The organism is Bacillus sp. 2205SS5-2, from assembly GCF_037024155.1.
Lineage (GTDB): Bacteria > Bacillota > Bacilli > Bacillales > Bacillaceae_K > Bacillus_CI.
On record NZ_JAYKTS010000013.1, the window covers coordinates 46,718 to 70,025 of the forward strand.

18 protein-coding genes and 4 pseudogenes are annotated in these 23,308 nt (G+C 35.8%); 5 read left to right on the top strand and 17 right to left on the bottom strand.

From position 1 onward, the window contains the following. Positions 1-17: 17 nt before the first annotated feature. The 6 genes and pseudogenes from U8D43_RS10540 to U8D43_RS10565 form a co-directional block, all read right to left on the bottom strand. The gene (locus U8D43_RS10540; protein WP_335871142.1) at positions 18-1,058 is read right to left on the bottom strand and encodes a VanZ family protein; all 1,041 of its coding nucleotides are present in this window, start codon (positions 1,056-1,058) and stop codon (positions 18-20) included. 816 nt (positions 1,059-1,874) lie between these two features. Next, positions 1,875-3,017, bottom strand: a pseudogene (locus U8D43_RS10545) (IS91 family transposase). Continuing rightward, a complete protein-coding gene (locus tag U8D43_RS20980) occupies positions 3,014-3,352 on the bottom strand; it encodes a tyrosine-type recombinase/integrase (protein ID WP_442893594.1) in 339 nt (112 codons plus the stop codon). Before U8D43_RS20980 ends, U8D43_RS10545 begins: the two are co-directional and overlap by 4 nt. Next, a complete protein-coding gene (locus tag U8D43_RS10555; protein ID WP_335871145.1) occupies positions 3,234-3,887 on the bottom strand; it encodes a tyrosine-type recombinase/integrase in 654 nt (217 codons plus the stop codon). The genes U8D43_RS20980 and U8D43_RS10555 overlap by 119 nt, the downstream gene beginning before the upstream one ends. 601 nt (positions 3,888-4,488) lie before the next feature. Further along, the gene (locus tag U8D43_RS10560; protein WP_335871146.1) at positions 4,489-4,929 is read right to left on the bottom strand and encodes a hypothetical protein; all 441 of its coding nucleotides are present in this window, start codon (positions 4,927-4,929) and stop codon (positions 4,489-4,491) included. Between the two features lie 161 nt (positions 4,930-5,090). Continuing rightward, positions 5,091-5,378, bottom strand: a complete 288-nt coding sequence (locus tag U8D43_RS10565) for a hypothetical protein (protein ID WP_335871147.1) — start codon at positions 5,376-5,378, stop codon at positions 5,091-5,093. A 368-nt stretch (positions 5,379-5,746) separates the two neighbouring features. Here U8D43_RS10565 and U8D43_RS10570 point away from each other — a divergent pair, with 368 nt between their 5' ends. Continuing rightward, a complete protein-coding gene (locus tag U8D43_RS10570; protein WP_335871148.1) occupies positions 5,747-7,114 on the top strand; it encodes an IS4 family transposase in 1,368 nt (455 codons plus the stop codon). A gap of 86 nt (positions 7,115-7,200) precedes the next feature. Here the strand turns inward: U8D43_RS10570 and U8D43_RS10575 are convergent, their stop codons facing one another. The 7 genes from U8D43_RS10575 to U8D43_RS10605 all read right to left on the bottom strand — a co-directional run bounded on the left by U8D43_RS10575 (position 7,201) and on the right by U8D43_RS10605 (position 14,326). Next, positions 7,201-7,857 (bottom strand): alpha/beta hydrolase, encoded by a 657-nt coding sequence (locus U8D43_RS10575; RefSeq protein WP_335871149.1) that lies wholly within the window; start codon positions 7,855-7,857, stop codon positions 7,201-7,203. Positions 7,858-8,145: 288 nt separating this feature from the next. Continuing rightward, the gene (locus U8D43_RS10580) at positions 8,146-8,802 is read right to left on the bottom strand and encodes a Type 1 glutamine amidotransferase-like domain-containing protein (RefSeq protein WP_335871150.1); all 657 of its coding nucleotides are present in this window, start codon (positions 8,800-8,802) and stop codon (positions 8,146-8,148) included. 192 nt (positions 8,803-8,994) lie between these two features. Further along, positions 8,995-9,621, bottom strand: a complete 627-nt coding sequence (locus tag U8D43_RS10585) for a type 1 glutamine amidotransferase family protein (RefSeq protein WP_335871151.1) — start codon at positions 9,619-9,621, stop codon at positions 8,995-8,997. A gap of 74 nt (positions 9,622-9,695) precedes the next feature. Beyond that, positions 9,696-10,658 (bottom strand): helix-turn-helix transcriptional regulator, encoded by a 963-nt coding sequence (locus tag U8D43_RS10590; RefSeq protein WP_335871152.1) that lies wholly within the window; start codon positions 10,656-10,658, stop codon positions 9,696-9,698. A gap of 574 nt (positions 10,659-11,232) precedes the next feature. Beyond that, positions 11,233-12,015: a transposase gene (locus tag U8D43_RS10595; protein ID WP_335871153.1), complete on the bottom strand. Its 783-nt coding sequence runs from the start codon at positions 12,013-12,015 to the stop codon at positions 11,233-11,235. Positions 12,016-12,047: 32 nt separating this feature from the next. After that, the gene (locus tag U8D43_RS10600) at positions 12,048-13,592 is read right to left on the bottom strand and encodes a YifB family Mg chelatase-like AAA ATPase (protein ID WP_335871154.1); all 1,545 of its coding nucleotides are present in this window, start codon (positions 13,590-13,592) and stop codon (positions 12,048-12,050) included. A 488-nt stretch (positions 13,593-14,080) separates the two neighbouring features. Beyond that, positions 14,081-14,326 carry a transposase gene (locus U8D43_RS10605; protein ID WP_335871155.1) on the bottom strand — a complete coding sequence of 82 codons (246 nt, stop codon included), beginning with the start codon at positions 14,324-14,326 and terminating at the stop codon, positions 14,081-14,083. A gap of 150 nt (positions 14,327-14,476) precedes the next feature. On the opposite strand from U8D43_RS10605, the pseudogene U8D43_RS10610 reads away from it, so the two are divergent. Together U8D43_RS10610 and U8D43_RS10615 are read left to right on the top strand one after the other, a co-directional pair. Next, positions 14,477-14,893: pseudogene (locus U8D43_RS10610) on the top strand (ATP-binding protein); the annotation flags it as partial. A gap of 503 nt (positions 14,894-15,396) precedes the next feature. Next, positions 15,397-15,528: pseudogene (locus U8D43_RS10615) on the top strand (ATP-binding protein); the annotation flags it as partial. A 69-nt stretch (positions 15,529-15,597) separates the two neighbouring features. On the opposite strand, the gene U8D43_RS10620 reads toward U8D43_RS10615, so the two are convergent. Beyond that, the gene (locus U8D43_RS10620; RefSeq protein WP_335871156.1) at positions 15,598-16,956 is read right to left on the bottom strand and encodes a hypothetical protein; all 1,359 of its coding nucleotides are present in this window, start codon (positions 16,954-16,956) and stop codon (positions 15,598-15,600) included. Positions 16,957-17,524: 568 nt separating this feature from the next. On the opposite strand from U8D43_RS10620, the pseudogene U8D43_RS10625 reads away from it, so the two are divergent. After that, positions 17,525-18,154, top strand: a pseudogene (locus U8D43_RS10625) (IS3 family transposase); the annotation flags it as partial. Between the two features lie 414 nt (positions 18,155-18,568). Then, entirely contained in the window at positions 18,569-19,249 is a 681-nt protein-coding gene (locus U8D43_RS10630; RefSeq protein WP_335871157.1) for a helix-turn-helix domain-containing protein, read from the top strand. Between the two features lie 64 nt (positions 19,250-19,313). Here the strand turns inward: U8D43_RS10630 and U8D43_RS10635 are convergent, their stop codons facing one another. The 3 genes from U8D43_RS10635 to U8D43_RS10645 all read right to left on the bottom strand — a co-directional run bounded on the left by U8D43_RS10635 (position 19,314) and on the right by U8D43_RS10645 (position 23,079). Continuing rightward, on the bottom strand, positions 19,314-20,342 hold the full coding sequence (locus U8D43_RS10635; RefSeq protein WP_335871158.1) for an SDR family NAD(P)-dependent oxidoreductase: 1,029 nt from the start codon (positions 20,340-20,342) through the stop codon (positions 19,314-19,316). Next, positions 20,323-21,693 carry a UDP-glucose dehydrogenase family protein gene (locus tag U8D43_RS10640; RefSeq protein WP_335871159.1) on the bottom strand — a complete coding sequence of 457 codons (1,371 nt, stop codon included), beginning with the start codon at positions 21,691-21,693 and terminating at the stop codon, positions 20,323-20,325. Before U8D43_RS10640 ends, U8D43_RS10635 begins: the two co-directional genes overlap by 20 nt. A gap of 126 nt (positions 21,694-21,819) precedes the next feature. Then, positions 21,820-23,079: a flippase gene (locus U8D43_RS10645; RefSeq protein WP_335871160.1), complete on the bottom strand. Its 1,260-nt coding sequence runs from the start codon at positions 23,077-23,079 to the stop codon at positions 21,820-21,822. Positions 23,080-23,308 lie beyond the last annotated feature (229 nt).

Here is a 23,308-nt window from a genome sequence, read left to right on the forward strand (position 1 = left end):
CCTCTAACATGACGATGCTAGTACAATGATCTTAATCTATTTTTAATACTATTTATAATCTTTTGTCCTGTATTTAGTTCTTCAAGAGTTATGTCCCACATAATTGTATCTATTGGCTGAGTTTGCTCATCGTTAGTAATTTTTATTGTAAGCACATTCGCACCGTCTAATGGAGTTTGAAATGAAACACGCATGGTCTCTCCTCTGTTTGCTGATAATCCAATGTTATATATTACTGTCCCATCTGCAATAAAAAGGATGTCACTCCTTCCTTTGCCTACAGTATTGATAATATCGTCTGGTATAGCGACATAACCTGACAAATTAATATATTGCCCATTTAAGAGATACGAAAACTCATTCCTTCTTGCATTTTTTCTACTATATAGGTTTATTTGTGGCGTAACCTTATTTTGTCCTAAGGAAAAACTAGATAGGCTTTCATCCCAGAGTACATCTCCATTTATTAATGTTAGTTCATTTAGAGCTTCGAATTCACCACTTCCTTTTTCTAAATAATGATTGATGTTTCCTACAATGGTCACAGTCCCAACTGAAATCAGAAAAGCTATTAGGGAAATTCTAAATATTCCATTAACTTTATTTCGATCATGCTGTACTAATTGCTGTGCCCAAAATCCTACAGCAGCGCCTAATGTATTAACAAGAATATCATCTATATCAAAAGAACCTAATCGAAGAAACATTTGTAAAGTTTCTAAAACTGTAATAGAAAAAAGAAATAAAATGATAAACCGAATAAAGTTACACCGAAATAGGAGTGGTATAACTACTCCAAATGGTAAAAAAGCGATAAAGTTGCCTAACTCAAAAAACCATATTTGAAAGTCCCTTCCCATTGGCAGGTGCAAAGGGATTCCTTTAGGTATTAGATTATATGCCAAGTTAGGGCTTCCAAAATAAGAAGATCTATTAAAGCCTATAAATAAGAGATAAAAGATTAATATTGTATATAATATTAACAGTGCTAACGTTATTTTTCTTAACTTTCCAGTATACAAAGTAACAACCCTTTCTCCAAAAAAATGTGTATACATTAGCTTTACGTTTCCCCATTTTAAAAAAATAATAAATACTCACTAACGTGCGGATATCATATTTAATAAAGGCTGTTTTCGCAAAGATTGTTGCTTTTCACATTAGCTTAATATACTTGAAGTAGCTACATTTCGGTGCCCATTTCGTATAAAAAAAGGTTTGTTTGAAAAAAGTGACGATTTTCAAGCAGAAACGACTCTTATAGCAACAATCAATACGAAAAGAGCCTTAATAAATGTTCAATTCATTATTTTTTATCACATGTGTTGATTAACTAAATTTATCCAGTGTTTATTTTATTTATTCGCCTATGGAATGCTAGTAAATCTTTCAAACTAATTCTCCACTCAATCGGCACCTCATCACAAATAAACAGTATCATTATTCGTAAAAAATTCAAAAAATAAAATCACCATGAGGATGGGAATATGGTAAATTAAAGTAGGATAACGAAAGCGGTTTCGTTCTTGGCTTACATATACTTAATATGGAAGCACGGGGACGGTTCTTGGAAGCACGGGGACGGTTCTCAGAGGGGTCAATCGGAAGTTTTGCGTGAAAAAGGCACATCTAGCGGATAAATGCTAGTTGTGTTGATCGGGTATTCCTTACGGCAAAATTTTTGATTGCCAAAGAAGAAGGAAGTCGCGGGCTAGGGTCTATGGGGATTCAATCGGCTGACCTCTTTGGTTTTTCTTGGTTTTGTCTTTTTTTTCGTCTATTTCTGATGATGTAAAGCTTGATTTTGGTTTTTTGGATATAACTTCCCCCTCCCCACTGAAGAGGCTTTTTAAAGAGATGAAGTTCAGGCGACATCAGGGAGGACCCTCCGCCGCCGAATTCATCAATTGTGTTTTTTTACAGGCCGGACATAAAAGAACATCTTTTTTCAAGAGAAGGCTCACGATTTCAATCGTACTCAATCCTTCAAAAATCGGTTGGTAGACAAGGCTTTTGGTTAGTTTTCGGCAAAGAGTGAGTTTGGTTTTTTTATTTCGGTTGGCGAGTAACCCATAATGTCGAATCTTCACAAATCCTTTCGGGAGAACATGCATAAGAAATCGCCGAATAAACTCCTTCGTTTTCATTGTCACCTTCTTTTTTTGGTTGTTTTTTTTATAATCTTTTACGGCGATTGTAATGGTTTCTTTTTCAGTTGATACCATTCGTTGATTGGAAATCGCAATACGATGGGTGCAACGACCTAAGTACTCAACCACGGCTAAAGGACCCGAAAACGTTCGTTTGGTATAGCTATACCAATTGAGTGCGTAACACTCATCGATGAGTTCTTGAAAATGGTTCGGGTTCTGATATCGTTGGGATTCATTATAAAATTTCAGCTCATTTTGTTGATGATATTGCTTCAAATAATAGAGAAATTTTCCGCGAAACTTTTTTGAAAGTACTTTGACTGGGATAAAGAATTTTTTACTGGTTGTTCGCCATTTGTTTTGTTTAGAAAGCCCTCCAGCTAAGACGACGGTATGAATATGGGGATGAAAGTGTAAATTTTGTCCCCATGTATGCAAAACGGAGAAAAATCCAATTTGCGCCCCCAAGTATTTCTCATCTTGAGCTAGTTCCGTTAAGGTTTCAGCTACGGATTTATACATCAAATCATAGAGTCATTTTTGATTGTGATAGATGATCATATGCAGTTGTTCGGGCATGGTAAAAACCACATGGAAGTAAGGAGCGTTTAGAATATCTTTCTTTCGCTTATCGACCCAAACCGCCTTATTCACTCCTTGGCAGGAAGGGCAGTGACGATTGCGGCAGGAATTATATCGGACTTCTGTATGACCACATTCCCCACAACCATAGGCATTTCCACCAAGTGCGGCTGTTCTGCATCTCATCAGGGCTTTCGCAGCTTTCGCTTGTTCCATCGAGGGAGAATATTTTTCTTTATAGGATGGATAAGAGGATTGAAAGATATCTTGTACGGTCGTCATTCTTCCAAATCTCCGTCCGGATCAAGTGGACTCTTCACGCCCATTAAGCTTTTGGACGTCATATGAAGATACGTTAAGGTGGTTTGGAGTCGTTTATGCCCCAACATTTGTTGAATGAAAACTGGATCAACCCCATTTTCCAAGGAATGGGTAGAAAAACAGTGCCTTAGGGTATGAGCTGAAATTCGGGAATCTAAAGCTAACCGGTTTCGAGTTTTAATTAAGGTATTTTTGATTGTTTTCACACTTATGTGGTCTTGTTGATTTTGACCAGGGAATAGCCAGTCGTTTGGTGTATAGGGGAATAGAAGCGAAGGAGCTCTTAAAATATTCACGTAGAACGTGCAGAGCTGCCTGCGATAAAATGGTGTATCGACTGGTATCGTGTTTGGCTTTTTCGACACGAATGCGCATCGTTTGACTACATATATCACGTATCTTTAATTGAGCCACCTCGCTTACTCGTAAACCACTGCCATAAAGAAGCATAATCATCGCTTTATGCTTCACATTTTCGACATTTTCGATGAGGAAAAGGATCTCTTCTTTTGGTGGAATGACGGGAAAACTCGTCTCTCTTTTCATTCGAGGAATCTTTTGCGTATTCCATTCTTGTTCAAGCACAAACGTGTAGAAGAGTTTAATAGCCGAAATATAGTTGTTAATCGTACCTGGAGAGAGTTGCTTGTCTCTTTTTAAGTGAAGAATATAGTGTTGAATGTCTTCAATGGTCATTTCTTCTACAGAACGATCGATCCCGTTTAAATAAGTGATAAAACTCTGTATTCTTCTCGAGTAAGATTCTCGAGAAGAAGCAGGTGTTCCTTTCAAATCAAAGTACAACTCTATTTTTTGTTTATAGGTTTTCATTTCATTTCCCTCCATCTATTTATTCGTTTTCATGTGGCCACTGAATAAATAGAGGAAGGGTGGGGCTCGGCTTAATGGGTTAAAATGAGGATGTTTTTTACTAGAGTTACATGATATACTATTCATACGAAAAAGGATGCCTTTCTTTTTTGGATTGTTTGGTTTGGCGATTAAACAATACCATAAAAAGTGCATCCCTTTTTCGTTTTTTTATGTTCTTTTTGTGTTTTTTCTGTTTTTTGAATGTTTTTAAGCCATCGCGATTAGCGATTTCGTTCTTCTCATGCTTCCTTACCAGTTAATGACAGGCTGTTTGCCGCTTTGCCACCTCCATAGTTAGTGAGCGCATCTTAGGGTATGCTCACTAACTATTTGACGCTTACCCTATAACTAAGCCCCCAGAATAATGAAAGATAAATTGAAAAAAAGGAAGCACGAGATCCGTCCCGATGCTTCCCAACTAATTTTAAAAATTATCCCTTTGAGTTAATTTGGTCACTTAGTTTTATAACAGAAAAGAAAAAGGGCAGCCGTAGGAAGCTCTTAATAAAAAACAAGCACCGTTACTTGAATAAGAAAGAGTATGTTTTTACTTTTAATCTCAATGTTCAAATGATTGAATAAGGCTTTCCAACTCAAAAATCTCGCCTTTTATAAAACTTCCTAATTTCCTTGTGAAATCATCTATTTGACTAATGACCGTAACAAGAAAAAAAGTCGCACGCACACTATAAGGGCTTGTATTCTTATTATCAGCAGTTACTTCAACTCCTACATATCCTCGATTACCATATAAAAAGAATCGCATAGATAGAAAATGACTTACATTATCTGCTTCTTCCCCAGTAACCCATATAAATTCCTCTTGTTTAAAGCTCGCAAAGTCGATTACTCCCTTTCTTAATTCCTCTAGTTCTTCATTATCTGTATATATATCAATGTTCACGCTGCAATGACCTGTACAGAAATCTAAATTCAGTTCAAAGAAACTATCATCATCATCAATCCAAATTTTTTGTATTTTCACACTTGGTTCAGGCATCTATTATTCCCCTTGGTGGTTGTTATTTGTATATATTCTATAACACGGGACTATAATTTTAACTTTAATTCCCCCAAAAAAAGGAGCGATTCCCCTTGTTTAGCAATCGCACCCGTTACTTTAAGTACAAGACTTCACAATCTTTTGCTTTGAGAATTAATTTAGAAATATAATTTCTTTTTGATGCTTAATCGTGGCTTCGTAATTAATTTGGCTTTCGCAATTCCTCTCTTAAATCTTACATTGTTTAACCAATCAATAATTGCATTTGCATCGTAATTTGGACAATATTTTTCGCCATTTTCGTAAGTCCAATATTTTGTATTCTTCTCCTCATCAAAAATCCACGTTTCAAAGTCGTTTCTAATTCGATTAATCTTCCTACCAACTTTTGTTGAACAAGAAATGTATTGAATAAAATTGTTACCAAAGTCAATTTCAATAATCACTCAGAGTTCCAACTCCTTTAAAAACGTCTCGATTATTACAGAAACGCACCCTTTAGTTTAAAGAAATCATTCGATGAACTTTAGATTTTACACAACTATTTGATTAAGTATTAACCCTAAAATTACAAACCCAACAATAAAAGCACCTATGTGAATTAAAATCTTATATCTCAACTTAATTTTTAATAAGAAACTCAACTTTCAGAGTTGAATACGAACTCTAAAGCCTAATGGCTGCGTGGATGGTATCAAATTCAATATAAATTTGTTTTTCTTTGATTTTTATGTGCAGACAAAAAGAAAGACACCTATTTCTTTGGTAAAATAAAGGCGACTAAACCAATTTACAGAAGAAAGGTGTCACCATTATGTTATCGAAAAAATCGTCTTTTGTCCATCTGTCAAAAGCTATGAAAAACAGCTTTTCCGAATTAAATGTGGGTAAGCATTTACGTAACGCTGGCATTACAAAAAAACTTGGATTTTCATGCCTCACTATTTTTCAACTATTGTTTCTATTAGTTTTTGAGCACCGGAACTGGTACCATGCTTGTTTTAGTAAAAAGGCCATTGATCTTCCAAGTAAAGATGTGATTTATGATTTTTTAAAAGTGCCGACATTTAACTGGCGTAAGTTCTTATCGTCTCTTTCGTTTGAAACTACTCAACGTTTTCAAAAGTTAACTTCATCAAACAGAGTGTCTGTTTTTATTTTAGATGACTCTGTTTATTCACGGAATCGCAGTAAGAAGGTCGAGTTACTCGCACGCATTCATGACCATGTGACACATAAATTTGTCAAAGGATTCTCAATGCTAACGCTAGGTTGGTCAGACGGATTTTCGTTTGTACCTGTAGACTTTGCTCTCCTCAGCTCAGCGAAAAAAGAAAATCGTTATTGTGAAATGGATTCTACTATCGATGAAAGAACCTCAGGTTTTAAACGCCGTGCGGAAGCTATACAATCTAAGCCTGATGTGGCAGCTAATCTTATTCAAAACGCATTACATAAAGGCATAGTTGCTGATTATGTTTTAATGGATACCTGGTTTACACATGCCCCTTTAATTGAATCGATTACAGAAAAAGGATTGTTTGTGATCGGGATGGTCAAACGATTGAAACAGCGCTACCTATACAATGACAAACGTTTGAAGCTAGATGAATTGTTTAAATTTGTACGACCTACCCTTCAAAAAAAGGATCTTTTAGGGTCTATTCAAGTACGTCTTCAAACGGATAAGCAGACTCCTATTAAAATTGTTTTTGTCAGAAATCGCAATAAGAAGAGCGAATGGTTAGCCATTTTGAGTACAGATACGACTCTATCCGACGAAGAAATTGTAAGAATTTACGGAATGCGTTGGGACATCGAAACTTTCTTCAAGTGCACGAAGTCATTGTTGAAGCTTGCGAAAGAATTTCAAGGTAGATCCTACGATTCCATGATTAGTCACACAACATTAGTGTTCACACGCTATATTCTTCTTGAATGGAGCAGAAGAAATGAACAAGATCCCAAAACGATTGGTTGTCTCTTTTACTTGATGTGTGAAGATGTTAAAGACCTAGATATGTTTACCGCATTACAACAGTTACTAGAACTATTTGAAACACTGGCGAAGGGCACAGTTTCTTTAAGCACGGAAACATTAAAAAGTCAATTACTGCATTGGTTTGAGTCCTTGCCAAGTTATATCAAGGGGTCATTGAGTTTTTCTATGTCCGAAAGTTGAGTAATTAATAGTTTTGCAAAAAGGTGAAAATTTCAGGAACTCTTTCTTTAAAAAACTTGTAACTGTGTTCACCACCATTGATGATTTTACCTTTTACAATGGTGTTTTTCTCTCAAGATCTCAAATACAGCTTTGTTGCTATCTGAAAATACTCGATTAATCCTTTCACCTTTTCCTTCTTTATCGCCCCAATCTAAGTAAACACTCTCAATTGGTGACAAGTCCGAATTCTTAATCAATTCTTCTATATCTTCTTGATTACGCCAAAAAGCTGGCGATATGGCTATAACTTTTTTGAATATTTGAGGATATCGGCACGCAGCATAAATAGATATGAGTCCCCCTAACGAAATACCACCAATTGATGTACAATCTTCTATTGTGCGGTACTTGTTATCAATTAAGGGTTTCAATTCGTCTATTATGAAATCAACATATTTTGGTCCTTTTCCACCTAAGTTACATTGATAACCTAATATTTTCTCGCTGTACTTCCCATTAATCCAAGGGCAATATTCATTTACTCGTTCTTCGCTATTCTGGTCAATGCCTACAACAATAACCTCTAAATCATTTTCATCTAAATAATCTTCAAGTGATAAAGATATTCCACCGATTGCACCTGTATCCCGAAAGACATTTTGTCCATCGTGCATATATAATACTGGATATCTAACCTCACCTTTAGGGTAGCTCTTAGGAAGATAAACTCTGATATTTCTATCTTCATTAAAAGAATTCATATATACAGAAAAAAATTCTTAACAAGATACAACCCCCAACCTCTATTATTTTATTAAAAAGTCTTACTCTACAATCCTGCCACAATCGCTCAATTCCATTTATTTCAAAACAAAGCCTCTTACTCAACCTTTTCTTGAAAGAAAAGACGTAATTCCTTAGTGTGGAATTACGCCCGATTAATGAAGGTCGTTCTTCAACGTTTACGCTGCTATGATATTACTGAATTGCTCCGAGATTGAGGAAGAAAGTATAAATCTATAATCTACTCACGTCATCTTCAAACACTATTAGAGCGTCTCATCTAATTTCCGCATCTTTGATTGAGAAATCAAATAAACAGTGCCTAAAACGTCGATACTGTTCCCCTTTACCCGTACAGCACAATCTTTGTTTGATGCATAAATATCTATTTCTTCCGACAGGGGAGAAAGTTCGTTTTGAACCATCGCCATATTATTTTCAAGATCAAAATGAGAGAGGACAGAAAAAGGATCAAGACCGATCCCTTCGTAAACAGAGCTCAATTCAACGTTATTTCCAAGGTTTTTCGAGCATAACCATTTAGCGGACATGTTAATTGCACCAGCGCTTGCTCCCATCACAACGGCGCTGCTTTTTAAAATGGAACCTACTAACTCATATTCTTTCAAAAAAACATTTTGCTTAACAATATCTCCACCCAACAAGAAAATCACCGAAGCATTTTGAATTTTCGCTTGAGCCTCTTCCTTATGTACTCGATAATTAATCAAATGATAGTCATCAAACAAAATGCCAGCCTGATTGAGCCAAGAGCGTTCAGTAGCACCATTATCTTCAAAAGTAGATGGATTCGTGCTAATCATAACAAGCGATTTCCTATCAGTTATATCCTCTTCTAACCGCCTGCCCAGTGTTTCTGGGAAGAAATTGTTAAACCAACCTAAATAATATCGTGTCTTCATAAGTCCCCCGTAACAAAGTAGGAATGTATTTCTTCCTTGCGTAACTCATTTTGCTCGCTTCCATTCTAATACCAATTACTTCAAAGAGATGACTGTAAAACAAGCTTTTAAATGAAATAAGGATACATACATCTTGAATCATTAGAGACGTGATTGATTCAAGATGTACGTCCCAATGTGTCACTTCATTTATTAATTGGAATTCATCAACTGGAAGAAATATTCAGGTTCATGCGTTTTATTTAGGTTATACCATGAATGTAATGTATCTGGTGTAAATACATCTATTTTTTTCAGTACCTCCATGGCAAATTCCAGCGGAGCTATTCCTGATGCGGTAACTAAATTCTCATCAGATATGGCAGATCCGAAATCATAAAATCTTTCTCCTTTATAGTTAGGACTTACCATTTTGGTATATTCTAAGTCATTACTTGTGTGCCTTCTAGTATCTAAGTATCCCCTATTCGCGAGGGCCTCAATGGCGCCACAAATTGCAGCAACAATCGTGCCAAGCTTTAAAGCCTGGTCGATTTTTTCCAAGATAGGCTGATGAATGTCTTCACTCCAAGTAGTCCCTCCTGGTAAAATTAAAAGATCTTTACGTTCAAGTATAAATTCATTAAGGGAGATATCTGGTTTTATGCTCAGCCCTCCCATCGTCGTAATCATTTCTTTATTAGCTCCTACTGTCATTACTTTTAAAGGTGCTAAATCTTTTTTGAAATACCTTCCTGAGTTTAGTTCAGCAATTAAATATCCATATTCCCAGTCTGACATTGTATTAAATACATATAAAAAAACCTTTTTTGTTTGCATCCAATAACACTCCAATCACATTTGATATAGCCAGTATAATAAAACTTCCCTGACAGTTAGCGTCAGGGAAGTGATTATACTTCATGAAATTTTATTAATTCCGACAGAACTTCAACAAGTCGTTTCTTTAGACTGATTGGCTCAATCACTTTAATAGATTGATTGTACGGTAAAAGTAAATAAGGTACATATGTATGGATCACATCTTTTTCAAGAAGAAAAACGGCTCGATTTGAAGTCCGTTCTTGTAAATAATGTCCTAAAAACCAATGTAGACAAATATCATCCAATACACTTTTATCCCCACTAATAACAAAAGAAATTCCCACTTCCTTATCTTCTATAACTGGAAGAAGATTTCTTATAAAAAAGTCACGTGCTGAAAAATTTTCGGGCCGGTTAAACTTATTTTCGGTTAGCATTAGACTTTCAATGCGATCTACTCTAAAACTACGGATATCATTTCTAAAATGACAAAATCCAATCACATACCACTTATTATTCCAATAAATCATTCTATACGGATCTACCAATCTATCATCAAACTGTTTTTCGCCACTTTTTTGGTAAACAATTTTTATTGAGTACCCGTCAGCTACGGTCTGCTCCAACTCCTTCAAAAAAGGTTCCATAGAAAGTGAACATGAACGACTGATCACTTCAAGACTCGTTAAATGTTGGTTTACCTTTGTTTTCTGCTCTTTATTTGAGTAGTTACTTAGTTTTGAAATGGCCCTATTTAGTGCCTCACCACCATAATATCCGGCTTCTTCTGCAAATACAGCTGCGTGAAATAGTGAAGTTTGCTCCTCAGAATCAAAAAAAAGAGGAGCTTCAATAAAATTGTTCATTAAAGTGTATCCACCATTATGTCCTGGTTCTGAAATAATAGGTACTCCACTTGTTGAAATCGTATCAATATAACGATACACAGTCCTTATATTCATCTCTAACTTTTCTGAAATCTGTTTTGCAGTAATTTTTTCACCTGAACGAAGCATCCATAGAATCGCTAACATATTGTCAATTTTAGGCATATAAATCTACCTCTAAATGAATTTCATTTTCTATTATACATTTCCTATTTTTGGTATAACTCATCAACTGTTCCTTTCCGATAGCTTTCTATATAATAAGGCCCTACCTCTGCTTTATCCCTTCATCATATTTTTCGAATTGGAAGTTTGTATCATTCGTGATGTCGGTATCTCTTCGTGACTCTAAGGGAAGAGGTCCCTATCCATGATGGCATGTTGTACCTTAACATTTTCTTTAGTTCCAATTATTTCGAATCCACCATTTTTACTCAACCTTATTACAAATAAAACTTGAATTATCTCGAAACTGAGTCTTCAACTATCCTGCCCTTTAACTTAATACCAATTATTTCAAAATTATGTGTTTTAAACAATTACTTTATTCAACAATCTGGCCCCGTTTTTTGAATAGCATGACTGAAGTTTTTTAAATAACTTTATTATTTTTTAAACGACATTATTATCACTTAACATGAGTGGTGACTTTTTCAATGAGTTGGCAAGAACAAGCTCATCTCTCATTCTTAAAAAAGAGCCAAAAGAAGCGTCCCCTTGGTAGCCCTCCCCGGCGCTTCTATCTCGCCTTAAACACCAAATTGGGAGAAATCCCTAAAATCCGCGCAGCCTGTCTCTGAGAAAGTCCATCAATCCGCTTCACTTTTCTCAGTACATTCGTTCGTTGTTCCTTTTGCAAACTTTTCACATGAGGTATTTCCAAACTCCCAAGACATTTCCTGATTTCCATCCTTGCTTCATCGTCGGATAATCTCCTGCTATTATCGTCACTGTCTTCTAAGCACCGATCATTATTCTTTCTTTCATTAAATTCTTTAAATCTCATTCTCGCAATCTTACTTTCAGGAGAAAACATGTTTAGTAGATAATTAGGATCAAGCAGGTTGGCCGGATACACCACCTTCCCATAATAACCGCGGCAGCTGCTCCACTTCCATTCATCAGGGGAATGAACGACTCCTGCTTTTACCGGGTTTTGGTGAATATATCTTGCGGCCGTGAGGAAATAGTTGCGATCTTCAACATTTTCACTTTTGAAGCGATCCTGAAAAAGATGTCCGGTTGTTCTGTACTTCCAGTTGTAATACTTGGCGTAGCTGACACCTACCCTTTTCATTACGACTGAAATGCTTTCGCTTCCTTCTTTCAACAGAAGATGAACATGATTCCCCATCAAGCACCAGGCATACATAAGTATTTCCGTTTTGATTTTATATTTATTCCAGGTATCAAGGAATTTCATGCGGTCTTCCTCATCGTGAAAGATTTCTTGTCTATTGGCGCCCCTAACGATCACATGGTAGACGCCGCTGTTGCTTTTCTTCCTGGCATATCGCGGCATCAGTCTCACCTCCAATCCTGAAAAAAATTTAGTCATCTATATGTCATCTCGCTCTTCTCCCCTGTTAACGATAGCAAAGAAGAGCGAACCATTTTCCGCAATGAAAGAGCTTCGGTTAGGGCCGCTTCGGATATTTCGTCTTCCTCTTGTATGTCAGAAATGGTCCTCGCCAATCGAATGATTTTGATTTGCACACGATTACTGAGTCCATACTGTATCGATATTTTCTGCAATTCCGTTTGCTGACTAGGGGATAATGGGCTGGATTTGATCAGCTCTTCGAAAGGAACACTCCCGTTACACACTTCTCTTCCATAGCGGCGATACTGTTTTTCCCTTGCAGCACTCACCCGTTTCTTTATTTCTGAAGAGGTCTCGATCCCACTGAAATCATGGTTCTTCAGATTTACCGCTTTTAAGGAAAGGAGGATATCGATTCGATCTAAAATCGGTCCTGATACACGACTTTTATACGACTTAATTTGTTTCCCGGAGCAGGTGCAGAAGTGATTGTTGGAACCTAAATATCCGCAAGGGCAAGGGTTCATAGCAGCGAGAAAGATGAATTTTGCGGGATAGGTCACAGTAGAGTGAGCCCGGCTGATCGTGACGATCTCGTTCTCAAGTGGCTGTCTTAACATATCGAGTGTTTTCTTGGAAAATTCTCCGAGTTCATCAAGAAATAGGACTCCGCGATGGGCTAATGAAACTTCTCCAGGTTTAGGGGTGGTTCCGCCACCAATGATGGATACGGCTGAAGCAGAATGATGAGGGTGACGATAAGGTGGAATAGTGATCGAAGTATAGGGGGCACCGGCTAATTGGTGAAGGCTTATCTTTTCTAGCTGTCCCTCTTTCGATAATGGAGGAAGTATGGATCGAAACGTTTCAGCTAAGAGACTTTTCCCGCACCCAGGTGGGCCATCCATTAGCACAAAATGCTCACCACTTGCGGAAATTTCCAGTGCCCTTTTAGCGAATGCATGTCCAAGAATTTGATCGAAATCCCGAACCATTTCTCCAATTTCCTCTTCCTTTTCTATTGGCGGGTGAAAAGGAAGCAATTGTTGACCAGAGAGAACATCCATAACGTCTTGCAAAGTCTCAATATACACCAGTTCCAAGTCAGCGATCTCTATTTTCGGGATGGTGGGATCGAAGGGAAGATAAAGTGTTCGCAGTTTTAATTTCTTCGCTGCAAGAATGGCGGCTATCATCCCTTCAACAGGAAGAACCGTTCCATCTAAAGACAAAGCGCCGATAAAACCAGCATCCGCTGGAATATGGTCCTTCAGGAAATTCCCACTCTTTAGCACTCCGAGGGCAATCGCCAGATCAAACAAAGGACCGTTTTTCTTTTGCTCGGCAGGTGATAGATTAATAATCACCTTCATATCCACCAATGGGAAACCAAGACTACGCAACGCAGCCGACACCCGTTCCTTGGATTCCTTCACCGATGCATCAGGCAGTCCTACCACTACAACAGATTCAATCCCTTCAATGACCTGCACTTCTACTTGGACACGATATCCTGCCAATCCTTTCAATCCAATACTCGTAACCTTTGCGGACATGATTCACTTCCTCCAATCTACATGACAAATTCATTTTTTGTTAGATGTTCAATAAAGGGATACTTTTATTAAGGGGGGTTCGTAGTGATTATAGCTTTTCGCATTAGACCTTATTTTGTGATGATTAAAACTTCGGGGATCTTTTCGCTTCTTTATCAACCTAAAATACTGAAAGAACGTGGTGTTTCTATTCATTTTTATATGCTCGAGGAAACATTTTACGAGAAAAGAGCCATTATATATCAATACAGGAATAATAATGTTTTATTCTTCGAGGATGATCAAAAGGATACTACTAGCATACGGGGTATGAACAAATGTCTTGTGGAGCATACATGTGGGAGTGAGAATATACACAGGATTAGATTAAATGGGGAAATTAGATTTGATATATGCGGATAAACCAAATGGAAAAGATAGATTTGAGGGTGTCTTTCATTCTTATAACTAATCTATCATAATAATTAAAACATTACAAAAATTAAAACTTAATTGAAGAAAGGAAGCACGAGAAACGTCACTGTGTTTCCCTTCCATTGTTCTGACCCCTGACCATCTCCAGGCGTGGCATTCCCATTAGCCCGGGCTTCTTTCCTCCATTTATATAACGTAGCTTCTGTAATGCCTACTTCCTCACTAATTCGACTGATCGCCTCGTTATTTGGTGGCATCATTCTTTTTATAATTGCTTCTTTGATTTCTTTGGGATAGCGTTTTCCTAGTTTCTCTGCCATGTCGATCAACCTCCGTATTTACTATAGTATAACACTAAAGTGGTGTGCGACATTTATCCTAACAGAGGGGGTGCACCTCCATCTTATGTATCAATTAAAATATAGCACAATTTAACAGGCAGAACACAGACTTTCCATAATGGAAAGCCCCACTTAGCTACAGGGATTGGAATTGAGATGATCAATAATGGGCATAAGGTCAAGTTTATTTCAGCAGCTGAATTAGTAGAAGAACTTCTTTTAGAAAACGAGGAACATCAGCTAGCATCTCTCGAGAAGAGATGGTTGAAATTTGATTTAATTATCCTAGATGAGCTTGGGTATGTGCCATTTATGAAGATAGGAGCTGAACTATTATTTCAATTCTTCGCAGGACGATATGAACGAGCGAGCGTAATGATTACCACAAACCTAGAATTTACTGAATGGACGTCTATATTTGGCGATGAAAAGATGACCGCAGCTCTCCTTGATCGGCTTACACATAGGACACATATACTGTTACTCAACGGAGAATCTTATCGATTTCGACAATCTATGAAACAACGAGATGACAGTATGCAGTAGGGTGATGGTGGGAGGAGTTTAGGGAATTTTGCCATGAATGGAAAATTTCCTATCCCGCCGAACTTCTCGTCAAAATGGTAATACCCCAGGTTGAAGTGGCTCGCTTTTAAAGTGAGCGCTCTGGGTCAAATTAATTTTGACAAATACAACAAGGAAACTGTTCAATCTTAATTGTGGAATACTGTTTAATTCTACTTGACGGTTACACACGGTTCTTCCCCTCATCATGTAATTCCAAAACCTTTCGATAATGAACCATTCAAAAATGCCACCTAGGTGGAAAAGAGGTGAATTATCTGTCATTTACTGGAAAGGAAGCGCGAGAACCGTCCCGGTGCTTCCTATTCAGAATAATCCAACTAGTAAAGACTGTCAACTTTTAACAACCAAAAAAGCAACCACCACTATGCATAGTGGTAGTTGCTACAAATCAATCCGTGAAACATTGCTGTGTAACAAGATTATTCGGGTAGTGAGAGGCACCCCATGTTAGCAATCGGGAGTTTAGCCGATGGGTGGAAGTATTTCATGATGAGCAAATGACCGCCGCCTTGTTAGATCGAGTCACTCACAAGGCCCACATCATTCCCATGAATGGGGAAAGTTATCGTCTCAAAGAGACCTATTCGAAGTAGCAAGAGGGTGGTCAACTTTTACATGAGCGACATGGTCAACTTTGTGTCGGTGTTAACATTAACAGTTGGTTATTGATCAAATGAATTATCATCAGATTTCATGTTTATACGATCAATTTTCTTTATTAGCTTTCTCACAAGTGGCAAAATAACAACAGAGATAAACATAAAAATAATTACTATATATTGGAGAAACAGATTTTTTAAATTGAATAAATAAAATATTGTTACTACGTTGGCAGTCAAAATAATAATTATTTTTTCGATTTGAGCAATTTTTTCTTGTGTTGATAAAAACTTAAATCTACTCAAAGCTCTATTTAATTCCAGGAAAAAATAATAAACAAAAAAACACAATATTGCCATCGTATTGGCCAAGCGTTCGTTCCCTTGAAACAAACTCACATAAAAGGTATATATCCCCTTAAAAATATGCATCACAAATGTTTCAGTTTTTTCAATTTGATTAACGAATAGAAACATATAGACACCATAGAATACAACCAATAGCAATAAAAATATAATAGTAAATTTATAGAATTGTTTTTTTTCACTATCGTTCATATTTAAATACTTCTCTTTAATTATCCGTAGCTCTTTTCTTTTCATATAAAATATCTTTTTCAAATAATCATATGAGAAACTCTCTTTATTATTCATCCAATTTTGTTTCTCTTTGATAAAATCTATATTTTCCATTACATACACCTTGTATAGGTCACGGGCATTCTCAAGAATAAATGAAAAATTAAAAATTAGTCCAAGCACAACCGGGACTACAAATATCATTTCCACTTCATTTCCAATTGTGATTGTAAATACAATTTGTGATATTGAAAATCCAAATAATAGAAGAAATAATAAAAACCAAAGCATAAACTTTCGGACAATTCGTTGCTTGTGGTCTATTGTACCTTCACTAAAAAGCATTACCGAAAAAAAGATACAAATCACTAACATTCCAACTAGTAACCAATTTTCGTGGGGTAATATCTCCAAGATAATATTTGAAAATAAATAATAATACAAAATTGTGACAAATAAAGTCCAGCCAATTGCAAGCTTTATTTGCTTTAATACATTAATTTTTATAACTACTAAATAAACATTTATAATAAAATCTGGAATATTCATTTTAATATTCCCTATGTTTAAAAATACAGTAGGAAACATGCATCCCCAAATAAAAATATTCAATTTAAAGAAAAGTAACAAACTAAAAGCAATGCTTCCTTGATTAAACATAACGATATATATATATAAATATATTAATCCAGCCACCGGAATAGAAATTATCAAAATATAGAGCACATGAAATACAATGTTTTTAAAATAAGTAACAAGAGTAGTTTTTTTCTTTTGTGTATCTTCAAGCAATGTAGCAAAAAAATATGTTATAACTAAAAATGGTTGTAAGATATAATACAATTCTTGTTCATCCTATCTACGTCTATTTCCCTTGTTTTTAATTAGCAAATTTCCCTATACACCTTATCAATTTTCCTTCACTCTAAAACAAATTCCATCAATTTCCTATTGCTAGTTCCGAAACATCACTGCAAGCAAGAAATTAACAACCTCTAGCCAAAGGTGATTTTAGGCAAAGGATATCTAAATAAAACTACCTTCTTATTCTTAATCCTGTGACACTTTTATGTGAAACAAGAAAATTCGGGTAGTGACACTAGGCACCCAATGTTATCAAAAAAACCGATATCCATACCTACCTACTCCTCTTACTCTATTATTTATAGAATGTCTTTTTCAAATATGTATCTGTTCTATCCAGTACTTTACGTGATTCTTTTATCATTATATCAAACTATTTACAGCCGGATGTGTAGAGTTTGACGCTCACAATTTTAACGCAAAAAAAGCAACCACCTTTTGCCGATAGCATTGCAGTGGTTGCTACAAATCAATTCGTGAAACATTGATGTGAAACAAGATTTTTCGGGTAGTGACAGGCACCCCATGTTAAAAAGCTGGTTACAAGGTATCTAGACGCCGTATTGGTAGACTAATGGAAGAGCTTGGAATTCAATCAAAGTATGCACAGCCATCTTACAAGCCAATGAGTTCCCTCCCCAATGAAGACTCCGTTGGAAACGTGTTAGATCGGGAATTTGAAGTAGATGAAGAGATGACTGTACTGGTCAGTGACTTAACGTACGTCAAAGTAGGCCAGCATTGGAACTACGTCTGTTTTTTAATTGACTTATATAATAGAGCAATAGTTGGTTATAGTGTTGGAAAACGTAAAGACGCAGCTTTAGTTCAACGTGCTTTCGCAACGGTTAAGCAGCCATTAGAGAATGTGAAGCTCCTTCATACAGATCGCGGATCTGAGTTTAAAAACGTGAACATTGATGAATTATTAAGTAAATATCAGATTGAACGCTCTTTGAGCCATAAAGGAAATCCATATGATAATGCGGTGGCAGAAGCAACATTTAAGATCTTAAAAACTGAATTAATAAACGGAGCTCACTTTAGCACCCTTAACCAGCTTGATCTTGAACTTTTTGATTATATCAATTGGTACAATAATATCCGTTCGCACAGTACACTTGGCTATCTAAGTCCAGTAGAATATAGAAACTTAGCCCTTAAAAAGATTGTTTGATTTAGTGTTGACATACCAGAATGGATCGGGACCCACAAATCGGACAAAGAAAAGAACGAGGTGTAGGTTGCAAAATGGCGACCCACCCTTCAGACCGTTGAGACATTCGTACAAGATTGAAATCTGGAAGATTAATAAAATCCATGATAAAATATTGAGACAAGCAGAACCTCTCCCTTCATGATTTTGTGTGGTAACTTAATCTTAAGGGAAATTCTGCTTTTTTTCATTTGAAAAGGCTTAAACCACCTCTTTTGGTGAAGATCCATAAAAAAGTTATCTTGTTAACAATATCCATTATACTTCGACAGAATAATCACGTCAATCCCAAATACGCAACTTATTTATTAATGTTGCGTATTTGGTTGCGGCGACTTATAATATTATTGTAGTAATAATATGGAGGGCAATTTTATGAAGAAAAATGAAATGGACAAGACCGATCAAGAATTACTACGAAGACGCTTAAAGGAAAGACGTCTCTTTTTAAATATGACATATCAAGATTTGGCCGAGAAAACTGGCATCAGCAAATCTTCTATACAGCGGTATGAAACGGGAGGAATTAAAAATATTCCATATGATAAGATTTTTGCCTTATCAGAAGCATTAGAGGTAAGACCTGAATATTTTACTGATTTGACTAAAGATTATACTGGAGAATCTGCTTTTGAAGTGAAAGTGATTAAAAAAGAGGATAGATCGCAACATCTAGATCATATTAAAGAATTCGAGGAAAGAGCGATCAGATATATAACCCCAAACTTAATTTCACAGGGATATAATATAGAAAGGCACAGTCATGGCTCTGTAGGAGATATTGTTGCAACTAAGGGGAAGGAAATATGGCATATTGATTTCCTTTATACGAGAGATGTAAGTAAGTATCCAACTGGAATGGGGATGGGAAGGCAACAGCTTTTACTAAGGTTTGGTAGGCTGGCTGTATATAATAAACCGATTACAAAATACTCGATAGTTATGGATAGACGTGTATTAGCAGAGCAATTCATTCAATTTAAACCTATACATTTAGACATTGAGGCTAGTATTATTATTTTACGAGGAACCGATTATGAAGAATTGCATTTCTAGAAAAAGTTAACAACACAAATAAGCCCGCCAAGCTATCAAAATCAGGCTCGGCGGGTAATTGTATTCAGTTCTTCAAATTATAATAATCCACATACCAATCGACAAATTTCTGCAGTCCCTCTTCAATTGAAGTCTCCGGTTTAAAGCCTACAGTTTTCTGCAATTCATCTGTTGAGGCATAGGTAGCTGGTACATCACCTGGCTTAATTGGTTCAAAGATCTTCTCAAATTGCACCTCTTTGCCTAGCGCATTACTTAAGGCCTTTTCTAAAGTTTCAATAAACACCATCAGTTTCTCAGGGCTGTTATTTCCAATATTAAAGACTTTATGTTGAACTTCGCCTTCAGGTGGATTACTTAATAATCGTTCAATCCCCTCAACGATGTCGTCGATATAAGTAAAGTCACGGTAAAGGTCATTTTCAAAATCACCATTATTAAATATCTTAATTGGCTCACCTGCAAAATACTTATTTGCAAATCCAAAATAGGCCATATCTGGTCTACCCATAGGGCCGTAAACTGTAAAGAACCGAAGTCCTGTTGCTGGTATCTGGTAAAGGTGACTATATGTGTGAGCCATTAATTCATTGGATTTCTTAGTAGATGCATATAGTGATACGGGGTTATCAACAAAATCTGTTTCTTCAAAAGGAACCTTTTTATTGGCTCCATAAACAGAACTAGATGATGCATATACAAGATGATCCACTGGATTATATCTGCAGGCCTCAAGGATATTATAAAATCCAATGATGTTACTTTGAATATAGACATCCGGATTCTCTATTGAATACCTTACTCCTGCTTGAGCAGCTAGGTTTACTACAACGTTAGGCTTGTACTCTTCGAAGGTCTTCATTACCATATCTTTATCTGATATGTCGCCTTTAATAAAGGTAAACTTCTCATAAGGCTCCAAATTTCCTAAACGAGTATGTTTAAGGTTCACATCATAGTAGTCATTTACGTTATCAATACCAATCACCTGGCACCCCTGCTCTAGTAGGTTTCTACATAAGTAGTACCCGATAAAACCAGCTACTCCAGTGATTAGGTAAGTTTTACTAGGATCAAGAGTTTTGTAATTCAAGATTCTTCGACTCCTTAACAGCTTCTCTAATTGCAGGTTTTCTTCCAATTGAATGGTACTCTATCCCTGCTTCTTGCATCTCTTCAACACGATATATATTTCTACCATCATATACTAACGGAGTTCTCATTAACTTTTTATAAGTTTCCGGCGTTAATGCTTTTACTTCTCCCCATTCAGTAAAGATAAAGCAGACATTGGCACCTTCTAATGCATGCTCGATATTAGAAACATACGTAATGCTACCTTTGCCACTCTCACCTTCTGGATGAAATTTGGCAAAAATTTCTGCTCCAACGGGATCATACGCATAAATCTCTGCACCTTGTTCTAATAATAATGGTACATTTTCAAGAGATGCTGCCTCTCTTAAATCGTCCGTTCCAGGCTTAAAAGTTAATCCTAACACTGCAACCTTAAGACCGTTAAATGTAATGAGTCTTTTACTAGCTTTCTTATAAAGCATTGTTTTTTGTTCTTTGTTTACATCAATAGCGGCTTTAACTGTTTTGAGTTCATAACCGTTCTGTTTAGCAATATACTCAAGCGCTTTTGTATCCTTAGGGAAGCATGATCCACCAAAGCCAATCCCTGCATTTAAGAACTTACTTCCAATTCGCTCATCAAAACTCATACCCTTAGCTACATCCTGTATATCTGCTCCAACCAATTCACAAAGATTAGCTATGTCGTTCATATAAGAGATTTTTAATGCTAAGAAATCATTGGATGCATACTTAATCATTTCTGCAGATCTTCTATTAACTGAAACAATTGGTAAATGAAATGGCTCATATATTTTCATAAGAAGGTTTTCAGCCCATTTACTTTCTGTTCCGATAATGACTCTCTCTGCATGTAGAGTATCATAAACCGCTGAACCTTGAGCCAAAAACTCTGGATTAGATGCTACTTCTACTTTCACAACATTAACTAAAAAATCCTGTATAAACTGCTCTACTTTATCGTTCGTTCCAACTGGAACTGTTGATTTCACTACCACTAAACAGTCCTTTTCCACTGATTCAGCAATTTCTCTTGCAACTGTTGCAATATATGATAAATTTGCTGATCCATCTGGCTGTTCTGGTGTACCTACACCAATAAAGATTGCATCTGCATCCTTATATGCAGATTGATAATCAGTTGTATATTTAATTCTTCTAGCATCATAATTTCTCTGCATTAACTCTTCTAGACCTGTCTCATATATTGGAGAAACTCCAGATTTCATTAAATCCACTTTCTTTTCATCAATGTCGACACAAATTACTTGATGGCCTACTTCAGCAAAACAAACCCCAGCAACTAGCCCAACATAACCTGTTCCTGCTACGGCTATTTTGTACATAGATACACTTCCTTTACCTTGTATTTATACTAATATCATTAAAAGTCTGTTATAAATAGCAAAATGTGCCTGCCATAAACTTGCTCGGTTTAGCGTATTAACGCTGAAAGTATGACACCTGTATCTTTAAACCTCTTTCATCTCTTTCTTAATTTTATAAGACAGTAAATACATTAGTAAACATACTATCATCTCTGTAATAACTGTGCTCACAGCAGCCCCTACTACTCCAATTACATTTAGTAAAATAATATTCAGAGCGATATTTACAAGTGCTCCTCCACCTTGTATATATACTTTATAAGATACCATTTTTTCACTAGCAAATATTACACCTAATGAATTCGAAACAAGCCTAAATGGGATAGATAGTATAAGTACATTTAGCAACATTATAGAGTTAGTAAATTCCATACCATATAATAAATTTATCAAAAATTCACTAATATAATACAGTGCTACCATTATAACTATACCTAGTAACAAGACATATAGCGTTAGCCGATTTCTTAAAAAATTTATCTTTTTAAAATCTTTATTTGCTATCCATATGTTTACTTTTGGCAATAGATATATTTGGAATAAAACGCTCGGAAAGACAAAAATCAATGAAATTATTGTAAATGCCGCATTATATATGCCTGTAGAAATTGCACCTAAGAAAATGGTAATCATAATAATATCTACCTGATAATACAGCATATATAAAGTACCTTGTATTCCATATGGCCATGCAAACTTTAAGACTGTTTTTATTTTCGGTAATTCTGGATCAGAACCTTTATAAGATACATCATTTACATCTACATTAAATTTTTTAATAGCAGTTAAACTATACAATAGTACAAAGAATGCCAGCATTCCGTATGACACTACAAATAAATCAAAACTAGAATCTAAAATAAGTAGCGTTAATGTAGAAATCATAAGGATAGAATTCTTTATCATTATATAATATGAAAGTTTTTTGTATTTGTTAGAAAGTTGGAAACTAGCAATTACTATTGACCCTAACCCTTGAAAGAATAAAAGTGGGAGAAGGGCAATTGATATACTTAGTGAATGTGCTCCTAAAGAAAAGTAGGGTATCAGAAAATAGAATGGTAAAGATATCCCCGTCAATAAAAGAATACTTAGCAATGTAGGTCTTATCCATCTACTTGCATTACGCTTCTCTACTGCAAACCTTCTCAACCAAAAATTACCCAAACCAAACCCAATAATTGACGAGGTAATATTAATTAGAATGATATAAAAGGAGATTGTTCCGTAATTTTCTTGAGTTAGTAATCTAGCAAGTAATACTTGTGCTATAAAGGCAAAAAATGATGATAAACCCTTTGATGAAAATAAATAAAATACTGTTTTAATATGCTTTAGTAACATTCTGTTTTCACTACCTTCTTAGTGTAAAAGGAAAATTAATTAGACTACATTTTTTTATACAAATCTAAATATATATCCTACGTGTTTATGGTTTGTTTCAGATACAATGCTTTCTTTTCTATAGACGAATACATGTCTACTATTTATTAGTAAGCTCAACTCTTATGACAGATTTAGAAAGCCTTTTTTAAAACCATTGAAATAATTATTTGCAGCCAACTTAGCAAAC

What these genes read in the sequence shown, in the direction of transcription:
- U8D43_RS10585 (WP_335871151.1), bottom strand. Translation starts at nt 9,621, where the DNA reads ATGCAAACAAAAAAGGTTTTTTTATATGTATTTAATACAATGTCAGAC.
- U8D43_RS10580 (WP_335871150.1), bottom strand. Translation starts at nt 8,802, where the DNA reads ATGAAGACACGATATTATTTAGGTTGGTTTAACAATTTCTTCCCAGAA.
- U8D43_RS10645 (WP_335871160.1), bottom strand. Translation starts at nt 23,079, where the DNA reads ATGTTACTAAAGCATATTAAAACAGTATTTTATTTATTTTCATCAAAG.
- U8D43_RS10555 (WP_335871145.1), bottom strand. Translation starts at nt 3,887, where the DNA reads ATGAAAACCTATAAACAAAAAATAGAGTTGTACTTTGATTTGAAAGGA.
- U8D43_RS10590 (WP_335871152.1), bottom strand. Translation starts at nt 10,658, where the DNA reads ATGCCTAAAATTGACAATATGTTAGCGATTCTATGGATGCTTCGTTCA.
- U8D43_RS10605 (WP_335871155.1), bottom strand. Translation starts at nt 14,326, where the DNA reads ATGGCAGAGAAACTAGGAAAACGCTATCCCAAAGAAATCAAAGAAGCA.
- U8D43_RS10570 (WP_335871148.1), top strand. Translation starts at nt 5,747, where the DNA reads ATGTTATCGAAAAAATCGTCTTTTGTCCATCTGTCAAAAGCTATGAAA.
- U8D43_RS10575 (WP_335871149.1), bottom strand. Translation starts at nt 7,857, where the DNA reads ATGAATTCTTTTAATGAAGATAGAAATATCAGAGTTTATCTTCCTAAG.
- U8D43_RS10600 (WP_335871154.1), bottom strand. Translation starts at nt 13,592, where the DNA reads ATGTCCGCAAAGGTTACGAGTATTGGATTGAAAGGATTGGCAGGATAT.
- U8D43_RS10540 (WP_335871142.1), bottom strand. Translation starts at nt 1,058, where the DNA reads ATGTATACACATTTTTTTGGAGAAAGGGTTGTTACTTTGTATACTGGA.
- U8D43_RS10630 (WP_335871157.1), top strand. Translation starts at nt 18,569, where the DNA reads ATGAAGAAAAATGAAATGGACAAGACCGATCAAGAATTACTACGAAGA.
- U8D43_RS10595 (WP_335871153.1), bottom strand. Translation starts at nt 12,015, where the DNA reads ATGCCGCGATATGCCAGGAAGAAAAGCAACAGCGGCGTCTACCATGTG.
- U8D43_RS10560 (WP_335871146.1), bottom strand. Translation starts at nt 4,929, where the DNA reads ATGCCTGAACCAAGTGTGAAAATACAAAAAATTTGGATTGATGATGAT.
- U8D43_RS10640 (WP_335871159.1), bottom strand. Translation starts at nt 21,693, where the DNA reads ATGTACAAAATAGCCGTAGCAGGAACAGGTTATGTTGGGCTAGTTGCT.